Source organism: Qipengyuania nanhaisediminis (genome assembly GCF_900115585.1).
Classification (GTDB): Bacteria; Pseudomonadota; Alphaproteobacteria; order Sphingomonadales; family Sphingomonadaceae; genus Qipengyuania; species Qipengyuania nanhaisediminis.
Genome location: NZ_FOWZ01000002.1, coordinates 581006 through 596968, shown reverse-complemented (window position 1 = coordinate 596968; position 15963 = coordinate 581006). Strand labels below are relative to the sequence as shown.

15 protein-coding genes and 1 tRNA gene are annotated in these 15963 nt (G+C 62.0%); 13 read left to right on the top strand and 3 right to left on the bottom strand.

The genetic code is table 11. From position 1 onward, the window contains the following. Positions 1-2: 2 nt before the first annotated feature. Positions 3-677 (top strand): M23 family metallopeptidase, encoded by a 675-nt coding sequence (locus tag BM173_RS08525; RefSeq protein ID WP_090479972.1) that lies wholly within the window; start codon positions 3-5, stop codon positions 675-677. Between the two features lies 1 nt (position 678). On the opposite strand, the gene BM173_RS08520 is transcribed toward BM173_RS08525, so the two are convergent. Next, positions 679-1050 (bottom strand): elongation factor P, encoded by a 372-nt coding sequence (locus BM173_RS08520; protein ID WP_245755825.1) that lies wholly within the window; start codon positions 1048-1050, stop codon positions 679-681. A gap of 162 nt (positions 1051-1212) precedes the next feature. Between BM173_RS08520 and efp the strand changes: the two genes are divergently transcribed. The 7 genes from efp (at position 1213) to BM173_RS08485 (ending at position 7138) form a co-directional block, all read left to right on the top strand. After that, positions 1213-1776: an elongation factor P gene (gene efp / locus BM173_RS08515; RefSeq protein WP_090480322.1), complete on the top strand. Its 564-nt coding sequence runs from the start codon at positions 1213-1215 to the stop codon at positions 1774-1776. A 3-nt stretch (positions 1777-1779) separates the two neighbouring features. Continuing rightward, a complete protein-coding gene (locus BM173_RS08510; RefSeq protein ID WP_090479969.1) occupies positions 1780-2133 on the top strand; it encodes a hypothetical protein in 354 nt (117 codons plus the stop codon). Positions 2134-2142: 9 nt separating this feature from the next. Further along, positions 2143-2961 carry an inositol monophosphatase family protein gene (locus BM173_RS08505; protein WP_090479967.1) on the top strand — a complete coding sequence of 273 codons (819 nt, stop codon included), beginning with the start codon at positions 2143-2145 and terminating at the stop codon, positions 2959-2961. A gap of 59 nt (positions 2962-3020) precedes the next feature. Then, a tRNA-Leu gene (locus tag BM173_RS08500) sits at positions 3021-3105 on the top strand. Between the two features lie 83 nt (positions 3106-3188). Then, positions 3189-3785 carry a hypothetical protein gene (locus tag BM173_RS08495; protein ID WP_090479964.1) on the top strand — a complete coding sequence of 199 codons (597 nt, stop codon included), beginning with the start codon at positions 3189-3191 and terminating at the stop codon, positions 3783-3785. A gap of 63 nt (positions 3786-3848) precedes the next feature. After that, complete coding sequence (locus BM173_RS08490; protein ID WP_177201845.1) at positions 3849-5684, top strand: SLC13 family permease; 1836 nt, start codon at positions 3849-3851, stop codon at positions 5682-5684. Between the two features lie 119 nt (positions 5685-5803). Then, positions 5804-7138, top strand: a complete 1335-nt coding sequence (locus BM173_RS08485; RefSeq protein WP_090479961.1) for an amidohydrolase — start codon at positions 5804-5806, stop codon at positions 7136-7138. Positions 7139-7251: 113 nt separating this feature from the next. On the opposite strand, the gene BM173_RS08480 is transcribed toward BM173_RS08485, so the two are convergent. Then, on the bottom strand, positions 7252-7434 hold the full coding sequence (locus BM173_RS08480; protein WP_006832439.1) for a hypothetical protein: 183 nt from the start codon (positions 7432-7434) through the stop codon (positions 7252-7254). Between the two features lie 21 nt (positions 7435-7455). Continuing rightward, positions 7456-9054 carry an isocitrate lyase gene (locus BM173_RS08475; RefSeq protein ID WP_090479957.1) on the bottom strand — a complete coding sequence of 533 codons (1599 nt, stop codon included), beginning with the start codon at positions 9052-9054 and terminating at the stop codon, positions 7456-7458. 148 nt (positions 9055-9202) lie between these two features. Between BM173_RS08475 and BM173_RS08470 the strand changes: the two genes are divergently transcribed. The 5 genes from BM173_RS08470 (at position 9203) to prsR (ending at position 15950) form a co-directional block, all read left to right on the top strand. Next, positions 9203-10588 carry a helix-turn-helix domain-containing protein gene (locus BM173_RS08470; protein WP_090479955.1) on the top strand — a complete coding sequence of 462 codons (1386 nt, stop codon included), beginning with the start codon at positions 9203-9205 and terminating at the stop codon, positions 10586-10588. Positions 10589-10663: 75 nt separating this feature from the next. Beyond that, positions 10664-10957 carry a hypothetical protein gene (locus BM173_RS08465; protein WP_090479952.1) on the top strand — a complete coding sequence of 98 codons (294 nt, stop codon included), beginning with the start codon at positions 10664-10666 and terminating at the stop codon, positions 10955-10957. Between the two features lie 135 nt (positions 10958-11092). Next, on the top strand, positions 11093-12481 hold the full coding sequence (locus BM173_RS08460; RefSeq protein WP_090479950.1) for a TIGR03013 family XrtA/PEP-CTERM system glycosyltransferase: 1389 nt from the start codon (positions 11093-11095) through the stop codon (positions 12479-12481). Continuing rightward, complete coding sequence (gene prsK, locus BM173_RS08455; RefSeq protein ID WP_090479947.1) at positions 12481-14586, top strand: XrtA/PEP-CTERM system histidine kinase PrsK; 2106 nt, start codon at positions 12481-12483, stop codon at positions 14584-14586. The genes BM173_RS08460 and prsK overlap by 1 nt, the downstream gene beginning before the upstream one ends. Then, the gene (prsR, locus tag BM173_RS08450) at positions 14586-15950 is read left to right on the top strand and encodes a PEP-CTERM-box response regulator transcription factor (RefSeq protein WP_090479945.1); all 1365 of its coding nucleotides are present in this window, start codon (positions 14586-14588) and stop codon (positions 15948-15950) included. The genes prsK and prsR overlap by 1 nt, the downstream gene beginning before the upstream one ends. Positions 15951-15963 lie beyond the last annotated feature (13 nt).

Genomic DNA, 15963 nt, shown 5'->3' with positions numbered 1-15963 from the left:
ACATGAATATCGTCGACCGCATTCTCACCATCGTCGTCACCGCCACGATTACCAGCATCGTCTGGATCGTGGCGGGGGGGAGCCTGATCGAAAACGCGACCAGCGAAAGCCAGCGCAAGAACACCCGCCCTGCCGAAGTCGCGCCGAGCCCGGAGGCCACTCCCACCGGCGATGAAACTGCGGAAGAAGCCGCCGGCCTCGATACGGCAATGCCGACATCACCGGCGCAGAATGCCAGCAACAGGCTGCTGATCCCGGTCAAGAACATCCGCATATCCGACCTGACCGATACCTTCAGCGATTCGCGCGGGGAAGGCGTGCGCCTGCACGAAGCGATCGACATCATGGCCCCGACAGGGACCAGTGTCGTGGCGGCAGCCCCCGGTACGGTGGAAAAGCTGTTCCGCTCGGATGCGGGCGGAAATACGATCTACGTACGCTCGAACGATGGCGAGACGATCCATTACTACGCCCATCTCGATGAATATGCGGAAGGGCTGAAAGAGGGCCAGCGCGTGCGCCGCGGTCAGCGGCTCGGCACGGTCGGCTCCAGCGGCAATGCCTCGGAAGAGGCGCCGCATCTGCATTTCGCGGTATTGCAGACGACAGCCGATGCGGAGTGGTGGGAGCCCGCCAACGCGGTGAACCCCTATCCGCTGCTCACCGGACAGCAGTAGGTCAGTCTACGAGCGGGCCGGAGCGGTGACAGCGCAGGCGGCCCAGCTTTCCGTCGCGTTCCAGTTCCTGCAGCAGGCCGGATGAAAGCAGCATCATGCGATGCCCCTTCATCGGGCCGCGGGTAAAGGTGACGCGCTTGCCTTCGAGCAGGTAGGTGCCGACGCCCTTGTCGGTGCGATAGCTGGAGGCCCCGGTTATCGCGAAATTATGCGCTTCCATCTCCTGCCAGGCAGGCCCGGTCGCGCTTCCGGGCAGGGCGCAGACATATTCGCCCTGTTCGAGCAGGCCCAGGCGGCCCTGCGCCTGTCCCGTGGCGGGGACGAGCGTGCAAAGCGAAGCAGTAGCGATGCCGATAGCGATGCGGCGTATCATGACCAATTCCTCCGCCAACCCATATAGGGCGGACAAGCTGAATTTTCCATTGCCTTGCCCCTTGGCCCCGGCTCGGGTAAGGCGCGCGGCGCACGACCGCCCCGCACGAATCCGCGTGTCATCCAAGGGGCGGCGCTCTTTCACATCGAAGGCAGGTTCCTCATGAAGATCAGCGGCGTGGACATCCGTCCGGGCAACATCATCGAATACGAAGGCGGCATCTGGAAGGTCGCCAAGATCCAGCACACCCAGCCCGGCAAGGGCGGCGCCTACATGCAGGTCGAGATGAAGAACCTGCAGGATGGCCGCAAGACCAACGTCCGCTTCCGCAGCGCCGACACGGTCGAGAAGGTGCGCCTCGATACGCAGGAATACCAGTTCCTCTATGAAGACGGCGACATGCTCGTCTTCATGGACCAGAACACCTACGAGCAGATCAACCTGCCGAGCGACCTCCTGGGCGATGCCCGCCCGTTCCTTCAGGACGGCATGCAGGTGAAGCTGGAGCTGTGGGAAGAAAAGCCGATCTCGGTCGAACTGCCCGCACAGATCGAAGCCGAAATCGTCGAGGCCGATGCCGTGGTGAAGGGCCAGACCGCTTCGTCCAGCTACAAGCCCGCCGTGCTCGACAATGGCGTTCGCATCATGGTCCCGCCGCACATCGAAAGCGGCACGCGCATCATCGTCGACGTCTACGAACAGAGCTACGTCGGCAAGGCGTCCTGATCCGTGGGCAAGTCCATCGCCAGCCGGTTCGACAATGTCGATATCGCCAGGAGCACCCTGCGTGCAGTCATCATCAACGATGACGAACTGACGCTGGAGATGGATTTCTGCCTCGAGCCCGAGCACCCCGAATACGAGGCGCCGGGTGAGGGCGAGGAATGCTGCTTCCACCCCGGAATGCTCAAATTCGCGGGCATTTCCAAGCTTAGCCTCGACCGCCGCGAAACCGGTAGCGAGGCCAAGCAACGCCGCTTCGCAATCGACAAATTCAACATTGAAGGCACCAAATTCGACATGGCCTGCGAGTGGGGAGACATCCACCTGCAAGCCCGTTCGATCCGCGTGCTCACCGAGTAAGAGATACCCATGGCCGCAATTTCCGGACTGATCCGCGTGATGGAGAAAGCCGCGCGCAAGGCGGGTGGCCGCCTGCGCCGCGATTTCGGCGAGATCGAACACCTCCAGGTAAGCCGCAAGGGCCCCGCCGACTTCGTGTCGAAGGCCGACATGCGCGCCGAGCGTACGATCTACGACGAACTGCTCCAGGCGCGTCCCGACTGGGGCTTCGAAATGGAAGAAGCCGGCACCATCGAAGGTGCAGACGGCATGCCGCGCTGGATCGTTGATCCGCTCGACGGCACCAGCAACTTCCTTCACGGCATTCCGCATTTCGCGATCAGCATCGCGGTGCAGGAACGCAAGCTGGGCAGCGACGACTGGGGCGATGTGACCGCTGCCGTCGTCTACAACCCCGTCACCGACGAAACCTTCTGGGCGGAAAAGAGCCGCGGTGCATGGCTGCACGACGGCCGCCTGCGCGTTTCTTCGCGCCGCAGCCCGTCGGAAGCCCTGATCGCCACCGGCATTCCCTTCCAGGGCCATGGCGACTTCTCCGAATGGTCGCGCATTTTCGGTGCGATCGGCCCCAATGTCGCAGGCATCCGCCGCTTCGGCGCTGCCTCGCTCGACCTTGCATGGCTTGCCGCAGGCCGGTTCGACGGCTTCTGGGAAAGCGGCCTCAACGATTGGGACACTGCAGCCGGTTGCCTGATCGTGCGCGAAGCGGGCGGCTTCGTCTCCGACTTCCGCGGCCGTTCGCAGCCGATCCATTCGAAGCAGGTGCTCGCCGCGAACGACGTGCTGCACTCCAAATTGCACAAGATGCTGGCAGGCGCGCTCAAATAGAGCGAAAACAGCGCTTGATGGCATGGGCGAGCGGGGCTAATCCCCGCCGTCCATCATGGGCCTCCGTGGCGGAATTGGTAGACGCGCTCGACTCAAAATCGAGTTTCTTACGAAGTGCCGGTTCGAGTCCGGCCGGGGGTACCACTCTCTCTTTGCTGTAACTTTCTTGCCTGCCGGCACGAACGGTGGTGCATGAAAGCCCTCAAGGGGCGGCGAAGGGACCGATCATGAAAACACCATCACTGGTAGGCGCTGTCGGCGCAGCGCTTCTGCTCACCGTGGCGAGCCAGATATTCTACATCACCGTCGTGTCGGGATCCGAGAACGAGATGCTGCGGCCGCTCACGTGGTTCACCGAGCTTTTCGCCTTTGCCGCAGTCTCAATCCTCGCGCTTTCGCTGGGGGTGCGCAGACCAGAGCAATCGGTGTTGTGGGCCGCCATCGGTGTTTCGGGCATTCTCAACCTGCTGCAAGTGGGCATGGGCCTGTCCATGTTCGCACCGGCAATGGAAGCCAACGAGAGCGAACCGCAATTGTTTGCGGCCATCCTGGCAGGCGCGTTCTTCCTCTATTTCCTCGCCAAGCTCATTATCGGTGCGGCGGCATTGGGCGTAGGGGCAAGCCTCGCGCGCAGCGGATCGGGATGGGGCAAGGGCCTTGGCGTACTGGCGGCAATCGCGGGGTTTGGGGCGATAGGCCTCAACCTTCTCGCGCTGGTGGATGCGAAGGCGTGGACTTTCCCGGCAGGCGGGGCAGGCACTGCGGCAACAGCCTTGCTGGCACTGACCCTGCTATGGGCGGAAAGGTCGCACAGCCAGGCCTGAGAAGCGCGCCAAAGCGCGAAAACCCTTGATATTCCTGCGTAGCGGTGGAATTCATCGCGGCGAATGATCGGCATGCCGTCCTATCACGCGATTGCCGCAATGGCGGTTACCCTCGCCATGTTCGTCGCCTTTGCGCGCGGGCGAATGTCTATTGAAATCATCTCGCTGCTGACAATCGCGGTCATTGCGGTCGGCCTCTATTTCTTCCCGCTCGAAGGCAATGCGCCGACCGACGGGCTGCAGCTCGCATTCTCGGGCTTTGGCCATTACGCCCTGATCACGATCTGTGCGCTCATGGTCATGGGGCGCGGACTTGTCGTTACAGGCGCACTTGAGCCCGCAGCGCGCTTTCTCGAGCGGGTGTTCAAGGTAAACCTGCAGCTGGGACTGCTGTTCTCGCTGGTAGTGTGCTTCGTCCTTTCGATGGGCGTCAACAACACGCCTGTCCTGGTCCTGCTCATCCCGATTTTCGTCGCCTTGGCGGAACGTGGGCTGATGCCTGCATCGAAAACGCTGATCCCGCTCAACGCGGCATCGCTGCTCGGCGGTCTTGCGACCACCATCGGGACATCGACCAACATCCTCGTCGTTTCCATCGCGGTCGACCTGGGGATGGAGCGCATGGGCGTGTTCCACTTCACCCCGATCGTCATCGTCGCCTGCCTGGTCGCTTTGCCATATGTCTGGCTGGTCATGCCGCGCATGCTGAAGAGCAACCGGATCGAGCAGGTCCACGCCCTGCGCAAGTTCGAGACGCGCCTGCGTATTACCGAGAATTCTGTCCTGAACGGACGCGAATTGTCCGAAGTGGCTTCGCGCCTTCCCGACGGGATCGAGTTCCATGATGTTCCGCCTGGCCTTCTGAGGCCGCAGCATCGCTTGCTGATGACCGGCACCCACGAAGCGATCGAAGAAGCTATGTCTGTCCTTCGCGGCGACGCGGCGCCCAGCTGGGTGATCGACCGTATCCGTCGCAATTCGCACGAGAAGGGCGTCGACATCGCGGTCGTTGAAATGACCGTGACTGCGGATTCGCGCCTCATCGGCCGGACGCTGCCGAGCTCCGGGATTGCAGACCTTTACGGGGTTGCCGTGATCGGCACGCACAGGCCCGAACGGTTGATGGGCGAAAAGGACCAGTATTCGGAAGGCGGCGACATGCGCCTGATCGAAGGCGACGTCCTGCTCGTGATGGGTCTGCCTGCGGATATCGAGCACTTCGAACGCGCCGACGGCCTGCTTACCCTCGAAGGCCGGCGGGAATTACCGCGTCGTTCGAAAGCCGTGCTGGCTGCCACGATCATGGGCGCTGCAGTGGCTCTCGCATCGGTGGGCCTGCCCTTCTACGGCGCGCAGGGGTTTTACCTGCTGAAGGTTCCGATCGCGATTTCGGCGCTGCTCGGCGCGATCCTGATGTTCGTGACCGGATGCGTAAAGTTCGACCGCGTGGGTCGCGCATTGTCGGCCTCGGTCATCGTTCTGGTCGCGGCCAGTATCGCGCTTGGCCGTGTGATTCTCGAAAGCGGGGCAGCGGACTGGATCGGCCTCGTGATGGCCAGCGGGTTGCAATATCTGAGCCCGGCGGCGGCGCTTGCCGTGATCATGCTGACGATGACAGTGATTACCAACTTCGCGTCCAATGCCACGGCGGCCACGGTCGGGACGCCCATCGCCTTTGCGATTGCGACCCAGCTGGGCCTGCCGCCGGAACCGATGGTGCTGGCCGTGCTGTTCGGCTGCAACCTTTGCTACGCTACGCCGATTGCCTACCAGACGAACATGCTGATCATGTCGGAAGGCAGCTACGAATTCTTCGATTACGTGCGCACCGGTGTGCCCTTGGTGATCATCATGGTCGTCGCGCTCTCGGGCGCGCTGGTCTTCACTTACGGGCTGTAGGCCTTCCCTACCGACGCCCGGCGTGCCAGACAGGCGCGCAACCGAACGCCGGATGCGGACCGAGGGATTCCTTTCCCAGGACCGTGTTCCACATGTTCCACTCTGTGGGGGAGATACCAATGAAGTCCAACTCGCGTCCAACACTCGCCGCGCTCGCCGTGATGGCTTTCGCAACGCCCGCCTCGGCGCAGGATCTGCGCGCTTCGCTGGCCGAGGATATGCCCGGCCTGATGGAGCTTTACCGCGACCTGCATGCGCATCCGGAATTGAGCTTCGAAGAGCACAAGACCGCCGCCAAGCTGGCCAAGCGGATGCGCGATCTCGGCTTCGAAGTGACCGAAGGCGTCGGCCAGACCGGCGTCGTATCGGTGATGAAGAACGGGGACGGTCCGGTGGTCATGCTGCGCGCGGACATGGACGGGCTGCCGGTGATCGAACAGACCGGGCTTCCTTTCGCCAGCAAGGAAACGGCAACGCCTGCCAGCGGCGTGACGACCGGCGTCATGCACGCCTGCGGCCACGATACGCACATGGCCGGCTTCATCGGCGCCGCGCAGCTGCTGGTGGAGCATAAGGACGAATGGCAGGGCACGCTGGTGATGATCCTGCAGCCGGCGGAGGAGCTGGGCCTTGGCGCGATCGCGATGATCGAGGACGGGCTCTACACGCGCTTTCCCAAGCCGGACTACGTGCTGGCCTTCCACGACGCCGCCGCGCCCGCTCCGGCAGGTACCATCGGCTATACGCCGGGCTATGCGCTGGCCAATGTCGACAGTGTCGACATCACGGTGAAGGGCATCGGCGGACATGGCGCCTATCCGCACACCACGGTCGATCCGATCGTGCTCGGCAGCGCCATCGTGATGAAGGTCCAGACGGTGGTGAGCCGCAATTCCTCGCCGCTCGATCCGGCGGTGATCACGGTGGGCAGCTTCCATGCAGGCGCCAAGCACAACATCATCTCGGATGAAGCCAAGCTGCAGCTGACCGTGCGCAGCTATTCGGATGAAAGCCGCCAGCTGCTGCTCGATGGCATTCGCCGCGTCGCGAAGGGCGAGGCGATTACTGCGGGCCTGCCCGAAGAACTGCACCCGGTGGTGACGGTGGAAGATCCGTATACGCCCTCGACCTTCAACGATCCGGAGTTCTCCGAAGAACGCGCCGCATCCTTCCGTGCCCGTTTCGGCGAGGAGCGCGTGATGCAGTGGCCGGCGGTTATGGGGGGCGAGGACTTCAGCCAGTTCCGCCGCGCTTCGCCCGAAGACGTGAAGAGCATGATCTTCTGGATCAGCGGCACGACTGACGAAATGCTGACCGCGCTCAACGAGGAAGGCAAACCGCTTCCCTCGCTGCATTCGCCGTTCTGGGCACCCGATGCAGAGAAGGTGGTGGCGACGGGGGCCGAAGCGCTGGCCGGTGCCGCGCTCGACCTGATGCCACGCAGCGGAGGCTGACTCATAAATTGACGGCCGCCGCAGCATTGGGGGTGCTGCGACGGCCGTTTCTCCTCCCCAGGAGAAAGTATGGTCCGCGCTATCGCATCGCTGCTTGAGCGCGGACGATCGGTTTAACCGTCCGAGGGAACGTAGGTCCCCAGACGATGGTGCAGGGCGTTTATCTTCGCCAGCTCCTCGCGGTCTTCGGTCTGGCGCGCGTAACTCGTGAGAGCGGTGCGCAGGAGACGGAAATCGGCGGTCGAGAACAGGGCGCGTGCGCGGCCCGGCTCGGTCTTGGGAGTGTCTTCGGTCATCGTAGTCATCCTTCCTCTCCGTTAGGCTGCAGCGAACTGGTTCATGGTGTTGTCCTTGCCGCCGGCCTTCAGGGCCGCTTCGCCGGCAAAGTATTCCTTGTGGTCATCGCCGATGTCCGAACCAGCCATGTTCTGGTGCTTCACGCAAGCGATACCCTGGCGGATTTCCTCGCGCTGCACGTTCTTGACGTACCCGAGCATCGCCTGTTCGCCGAAGTATTCCTTCGCGAGGTTGTCGGTGCTCAGCGCAGCCGTGTGGTAAGTCGGCAGCGTGATGAGGTGGTGGAAGATACCGGCACGCTTCGCGGCATCGGCCTGGAAGGTGCGGATCTTCTCGTCGGCTTCGGCGGCCAGTTCGGTGCCGTCGTAGTCGATGCTCATGAGCTTGGTGCGGTCGTAACCCGACACGTCCTTGCCCTCTGCTTCCCACTTGTCGAAGATCTGCTGGCGGAAGTTGAGCGTCCAGTTGAAGCTGGGCGAGTTGTTGTAGACCAGCTTGGCGTTGGGAATCACTTCGCGAACACGATCGACCATGCCGGCGATCTGTTCGACATGCGGCTTCTCGGTTTCGATCCACAGCAGGTCTGCGCCCGCTTCCAGCGCGGTGATGCAGTCAAGCACGCAGCGGTCTTCACCGGTTCCGGGGCGGAACTGGTAGAGGTTGCTGGGCAGGCGCTTGGGCGCGAGCAGCTTGCCGTCGCGGCTGATGAAAACCTGGCCGTTCTTGATGTCGGCTGCGTCCACTTCGTCGCAATCGAGGAAGCTGTTGTACTGGTCACCCAGATCGCCCGGTTCCTTCGAATAGGCGATGGACTTGGTCAGGCCTGCGCCGAGGCTGTCGGTGCGGGCAACAATGATCCCGTCGGGAACGCCGAGTTCGAGGAAGGCGTAGCGGATCGCACGGATCTTCTGGTGGAATTCCTCGTGCGGAACCGTGACCTTGCCGTCCTGGTGGCCGCACTGCTTTTCGTCCGACACCTGGTTTTCGATCTGCAGGGCGCAGGCACCCGCTTCGATCATCTTCTTTGCGAGCAGGTAGGTCGCCTCGGCATTACCGAAACCTGCGTCGATGTCCGCGATGATCGGAACGACATGCGTTTCATGCTCGTCGATTTCCTTGAGCAGGCGGTGCGTGTTGACCGCGTCGCCCTTGGCCTTTGCTTCGTCGAGTTCGCGGAACATGCCGCCCAGCTCGCGAGCGTCGGCCTGGCGCAGGAAGGTGTAGAGTTCCTCGATCAACGCCGGAACGCTGGTCTTCTCGTGCATCGACTGGTCGGGCAGGGGACCGAATTCGCTGCGCAGAGCGGCAACCATCCAGCCCGAAAGGTAGAGGTAACGACGCTTCGTGCTGCCGAAATGTTTCTTGATTGAAATCATCTTCTGCTGCGCGATGAACCCGTGCCAGCAGCCGAGCGACTGGGTGTAGTTCGCCGGGTCGGCGTCATAGGCTTCCATGTCTTCGCGCATGATCTTGGCGGTGTAACGCGCAATGTCGAGACCGGTCGGGAAGCGGTTCTGGACGGCCATGCGTGCAGCGCTGGCAGCGTCGATCGCGCCCCACGGCGCGCCGTTTTCCGAGATGGTCTGGCCGAGTTCGGCGATGCGGCTTTGATAGGTCATGGCGAATCTCCTGTAAGTTCTGGCGCGGTGGCCTTGCTCATGAACTTGGGGCGATTTGACGCTCCGCGACAGGAAAATTTACAGAATTTGTTGTCTAAACCGTGCTGATCTGCCAGATCGATGTGTAATGATGTAAAGGAATTTACAAATGGCGGACGCCGCTCTCATGGCAGGACCGGCTATTCGCCGACTGCGTAAACGCGAAAACCTGACCCAGGCGGCCATGGCGACGCGGCTGGCAATCTCGCCGAGCTATCTCAACCTGATCGAACGCAACCAGCGTCCGGTGAGTGCCCGTGTTGTTATGGCATTGGTCGAGAAATTCGACTTCGATCCCCGCTCTCTTAGGGAGGATGAGGCGGTCGGTGGCCTCGATGGCCTTATGCGCCGGCTTGCCGATGAACGCTTCTCCGATCTCGATATCGACCGCGACGAGGCAGAAGAGTTCCTGTCCACTGCGCCCCAGGTCGCGGCGGCCTTCGCCCGGCTGTACGACAAGGCCGGTCCCGGTGCCGATATACATGACGATGCCTTGGCGGCGTCGCGCCGGGAAATCGAACGGTGGCGCAACCACTTCGCCGACCTCGACCATTCGGCGGAAGGACTGGCGGATGAAATGCGGTTGTCGCGCGGAGACATCGGGCTGGCCTTGACCGAGCGACTGCGTGAGCGCCACCAGCTTTCGGTTCGTATCCTGCCTCGCGATGTGCTCCCGGAAAGCCTCAGCCGCTTGGACCTTCACGCAAGACAGATCCAGCTGTCGGAAATGCTCGGTCCAGCATCGCGCAATTTCCAGCTCGCACTAAAGGTGGCGCAGTTGGAAAAACGCGACGAGATCGAAGCGGTGGCTCAGGGCGCGGAGTTCGAGGACGAGGCCGCTCGCGCCCTGTTCAGGCGCCATCTCGAAGGCTACTTCGCGGCGGCCCTGCTGATGCCTTACGGCCGCTTCCTGCGCGCCTGCGAGGCGACAGGATATGATCTTCCCGTCCTGGAGCGGCGCTTTTCGGTGAGCTTCGAGCAATTGGCGCATCGTCTCACTACTCTCCAGCGAGTAGGGCAGCGGGGCTTGCCGTTCTTCATGGTCCGCATCGACCGGGCGGGACAATTCTCCAAGAGCTTCATCGGCGCGAGCACGGCGCATTTCGCCAGTGCGGACGTATCGTGTCCTTTGTGGGATGCGCATCGCGCGTTCGAAACCGGCGGCGAACTCGTCACGCAATTCGTCGCTCTGGAACAGGCCGGAGAGGGACAGGCGGGCGGATGGCTGACGATGATGCGTAGCGTGGAGGGCAGCGGAGCGCCGGGTGAGGCGCGCTTTGTGGTCGCAGTGGGGATCGAGGCAGTGCTGGCCGCGGACCTTGCGCAGGCGAGGGGATTGTCGCTCAATCCCGCCGATGCGCAGCCGATCGGGCCCGGGTGCGCGGCCTGTCAGAGGCAGAATTGTCGCCAGCGTTCGCTGCCCCCGCGCGGCAGGAAATTGCAGTTCGACCGGATGCGTCGCGGTAACACCCCGTTCGAATTCGGCGAGCGGTAACCATGATGCCGGGAACGCTGCGGAACCATCGCGCGTTTGCGCCGCAGTAAGACATGGATGGGAAAGGATTTTTCCATGGCAGAAGAACGTATTACCGAAACGCGCACGCCCGACGGCAACACGCATACCACTCACACGGTCGTCACTGACGAACCGCGTCGCAGCGGCGGCTCCGGCTGGGTTATGGCTATCATTCTCCTGGTTGCCGCAATCGCAGCAATCGTGGTTTTCACGCAGATGGGCGGTGCGGAAGTTGCCAAGGACGAGGCGATCACCGATGCCGCCAACCAGGTAGGCGAAGCGGCCGGGCAGGTCGGCGATGCTGCCCAGGACGCTGGCGAAGCGGTTGGCGACGCCGTCAACAACTGATCCCGGCTCCTATCGATTCAAGGCGGCGCTCCGGTAATTCGGGGCGCCGTTTTCTTTGCTGTAAAGTTTACCGACAGTTCACCAATCGCATGGTAAGGAAAGGCTTAACCAACCTTCGGGGTATCGCCGCCTGCCATGATCAGAGTCTTCAAGCACTACATCCCCAAGGAGGTGATGCTGCTTTGCCTGTTCGACCTGCTCTTGCTTGGTCTGGCGGGGGAAGCAGGCTGGCAGCTGCGGACTTTCCAGCTTTCGATCGGTCCGGGACCTTTCTCGGAACGGGCCGTGGCGATCTGTGGTTTCGCCGTGATTGTCTGGCTCGCAGTGATTGCGGTCGGTACCTATACGCCGCTTGCCTTGCGCTCGATCCGGTTCGCGACCGCGCGGTTGTTCGTGGCCTTTGGCCTCGGCATCCTGACGATCTCTTTCGTCAATCTGGTCATGCCGGGTACGGCGCTGTGGCGTTCGATCCTGCTTTACGCGATGGCCCTGGGTCTGGCGTTTCTGGTCCTGAACCGCTTCATCGCGACGCGAATGCTCGATGCGAAGGTCTTTCGCCGGCGGGTACTGGTGCTCGGGGCTGGACCGCGCGCCCAGCGCCTGCTCGACCTTTCCAACCGGCCTGACAGCGGCTTTCGCGTCCTGACCTTCGTCGCCATGGGCGGCGCCGTCACAGAACGGGTGCCGGGGGCAGTCGAGCGCGAAGAGATCGGCGATCTCGGCAAATATGTCGAGCGGATTCGAGCGCAGGAAGTCGTCCTCGCCATGCAGGAGAGGCGCAATTCCCTGCCGCTGACAGACCTGGTCCGGGTCAAGACCAAGGGCGTCGATGTCAGCGATCTGTCCGGCTTCCTGGAACGCGAAACCGGCAAGCTCGATCTCGACACGCTCAATCCGAGCTGGTTGATCTTCTCCGACGGTTTCATCGCCGGGCAGCGTATCTCTACGGTCGCGAAACGTATCTTCGACGTCGTGGTAAGCCTGGCCGTGTTGTTGCTCACCCTTCCACTTATCGGTTTCTTTGCCTTGCTGGTGAAGCTGGAGAGCAAGGGACCGGTATTCTACCGGCAAGAACGGGTCGGCCTCTACGGGCAGACCTTCCAGATACCCAAGCTGCGCTCGATGCGTCAGGACGCCGAGGCGGATGGGATCAAATGGGCGGAAAAAGACGATCCGCGTATCACCCGCGTGGGCCGCTTCATCCGTCTCGTCCGGATCGATGAATTGCCCCAACTGTGGAGCGTGTTGAAGGGCGAAATGAGCTTCGTCGGCCCGCGTCCGGAGCGTCCGCAATTCGTGGCCGAACTCGATGAAAAACTTCCGTTCTATGCCGAACGCCATATGGTCAAACCGGGCATCACCGGTTGGGCGCAAATCAACTACCCCTATGGTGCGAGCATCGAGGACGCCCGTGGCAAGCTGGAATACGACCTCTACTACGCGAAAAATTACTCGCCATTTCTCGACCTGCTGATCCTGCTGCAAACGGCTCGGGTCATCATCTGGCCGGAGGGCGCGCGCTGATGACGTGGCTGGCAAACATCGGCTCGGTCAGCTTCCTGCTCGGCGCTCTGGTGAGCGGACTTGCTGCCTTGTGGATCGCGCGTTCCGGCGCGGCCGAGCGTTCCGATCGCTGGGCTGCAGTGGCAGCCTTGGCCCTTACAGCAAACTGGTGCTTTGCCGCCGCCAGCTTCGGGGCGGAGCAGCCAATCGTCGCATTGACCGAAGTCGCAAAGAACCTGGCCTGGATTTACGTCTTGCTGCGGCTGTTCGCAAACGACGGGCGCGATGAGACCCTGCGGCTCGTGCGACCGGCAGCGATTGTCCTGGCGCTGGTGGAATCCTTCCAGATCGTCCTTGTCATGCTGGCCTTGCGCAATGCGAACGCTCCGGGCGCAGCGACGCTGATATTCGAAACTTCCGCGATCCTGAGAGCGCTGACGGTGGTCGGTGCTCTGGTTCTCCTGCATAACCTTTATGTCGGCGCTGCGCTGTCTTCCCGGCGCATCCTGCGCTGGAATGCTGCGGCTCTGGCGGGGATGTGGGCGTTTTCGCTGAACTTCTACACGCTGAGCTACCTCACCGGAGAGATTCCGGTGGAATTGCAGGCCATTCGCGGACTGGCTGCGGCAATTATCGCGGTGCCATTCGCTGTCGGCTTCAACTCAAACGCAGCCGGCCTCGAGTTTCGCCCCTCCCGGACGCTGACCTTCCGTTCGCTCTCGCTGCTGGTCATCGGCGCCTATTTCATCCTTATGCTGCTGCTGGCGAATTCGCTCGACATGCTGCGCGGCGATATCCGCGCGCTTACGCAGGTGGGGCTGATCTTGGCGGCAGGGGCTCTGGCGCTGATCTGGCTTCCGTCCCAACGCGTGCGCGGCTGGTTGCGGGTGACCGCGGTGAAGCATCTGTTCAAGCACCGCTATGACTATCGCAACGAATGGATCCGTTTCACCAATACTATCGGTCGTTCGGGATTTGACGAAACCACCCTGCAGGAGCGGGCGATCAAGGCGCTCGCGGATATTACCGACAGTCCGTGCGGCCTGCTGCTGTTGCCTGAAGATGACGGTGCGCTTGCCCTCGGAGCACAATGGAATTGGCCCACTGCGGATTTGCCCTCGAGTGCGATGAATTCGGATCTCGCGGCGATCCTTGAGCGAGAGGCGCTGATAATCGATTTCGACGAAGTCCGTGCGGGAAAGGAACATCACGGCGAACTGGCGCATATGCCCGACTGGCCCTTCGAAGAACTGCGTGTCTGGGCGGCCGTGCCCCTCCTTCACTTCGATCGGCTCGTCGGCGTAGTCATCCTTGCCCGGCCCGCGATCGAGCGCGAACTGGACTGGGAAGATTTCGACCTTCTGGGCATCGTTGGCCGCCAGTTGGCCAGCTATCTCGCCGAGCAAAGCGGTCAGGCAGCGCTGTCCGAAGCAAGCCGCTTCGATGAATTCAATCGTCGCATGGCGTTTGTCATGCACGACATAAAGAACCTGTCGAGCCAGATGTCTCTGCTTCTCAGGAACGCCGAGAAGCACGCCGACAAACCGGAATTTCGCAAGGATATGCTGGTCACGCTCAAGAACAGCGCTGACAAGCTCAATCTCTTGCTTGCCCGACTTGGACGGTATGGCACCGGGGCCCGCGAAGAGATGCAGCATTTCGACCTGGCAGAGATTTCGCGCGAGGTCGCGGCCCGCTTCGAAGGCAGCCACCCGGTCAGACTGGCGCGGTGCGAAGCTGTCGAAGTGGTGGGCGATCGGGAAGGGCTGGAGCAGGCCCTTGTACACCTCGTCCAGAACGCGATCGATGCCAGCGAGGCGGACATCCCTGTCATGATCGAAACCTTCAGCAACGGTATCAGTGGGCAATGCCAGGTCATCGACAACGGCAAGGGTATGAGCCCTGCCTTCGTTCGCAACGGGCTGTTCAAGCCGTTCGTGTCGTCGAAGGAGGGCGGCTTCGGCATTGGCGCTTATGAAGCGCGCGAAATCATCCGGGCGATGGACGGGCGCCTCGACGTGGAATCGCGCGAGGGGCTTGGAACGCGCTTCGCTGTCAGCCTGCCCTTGCGCTCTGCCAAGGCAATTTACTCCGGCCCGAAAGATCTAATCGAGGAGACGGTCTGATGGCCGAGGACAAACGCAAGCTTCTGGTGGTGGAAGACGACGAGGGTCTCCAGGCACAGCTGAAATGGGCTTACGAAGACTATGAAGTCCTGATCGCCGGCAACCGCGACCAGGCGCTCGCATTGCTGCGCGCGGAAGAGCCCGCAGTCGTTACGCTGGACCTGGGCCTGCCGCCGGATCCCGACGGTACGAGTGAGGGCTTTGCCGTGCTCGACGCGATCATGGAAATGAAGCCTGATACCAAGGTTGTCGTAGCCAGTGGCCATGGCGCACGCGAGAGCGCCCTGCAGGCTATCGAGCGCGGGGCCTATGATTTCTACCAGAAGCCGGTCGACATCGAACAGTTGGGCATGATCGTGGATCGGGCTCACCGGCTACATACGATCGAGGCAGAAAACCGCCGCCTTGCCGAGAAAGTGGGTGAAGAGAAAACGGTGCTCGGCTCCATGATCACTGCGGCGCCCGAAATGGCCAAGGTCGCACGCACGATCGAGCGGGTCGCGCCGACGAACGTGTCGGTCATGTTGCTGGGTGCCAGCGGGACCGGCAAGGAATTGCTCGCAAAAGGCCTGCACGAGTCCAGCGATCGCAAGCATGGCGCTTTTGTCGCCATCAACTGCGCTGCCATTCCCGAAAACCTGCTGGAGAGTGAGCTTTTCGGACATGAGAAGGGTGCCTTCACCGGTGCCGTGAAGACGAACGAAGGCAAGATCGAGCTCGCCGATGGCGGCACGTTGTTCCTCGATGAAGTCGGCGATATCCCGCTTCCGCTGCAGGTCAAACTGCTGCGCTTCCTGCAAGAACGCGTCATCGAGCGGATCGGCGGACGCAAGGCAATTTCGGTCGATACAAGGATCGTCTGCGCGACGCACCAGAACCTGGAAGCCATGATTGCCGAGGGCAGTTTTCGCGAAGACCTGTTCTACCGTTTGGCAGAGATCGTCGTGAAGATCCCCTCGCTGACCGAGCGTCCCGGGGATGCTGTGCTCCTGGCCAAGCATTTCCTCGCGAAATTCGCGGGCGAGATGAATTCGCGAGTGAAGGGCTTCACGCCCGACGCATTGGCAGCGATCGACAATTGGGGCTGGCCGGGCAATGTCCGCGAGCTTGAAAACCGGGTCAAACGCGCCGTCATCATGGCCGACGACAAGCTGGTAAGCGCCGAAGACCTGGATATGGATGCAGACGAAGAGGGCGGCGAACTGGCGCTAAACCTGAAGCAGGCGCGAGAGGAAGCGGACCGCAGGATGATCCGTAAGGCCCTGGCGAGGACACAGGGCAACATTTCCAACAGCGCCAAGATCCTCGGGATAAGCCGTCCCACGCTCTACGATCTCCTCAAGCAGTATGACCTTCAGGCGTAGCTTTCCGTTGCGC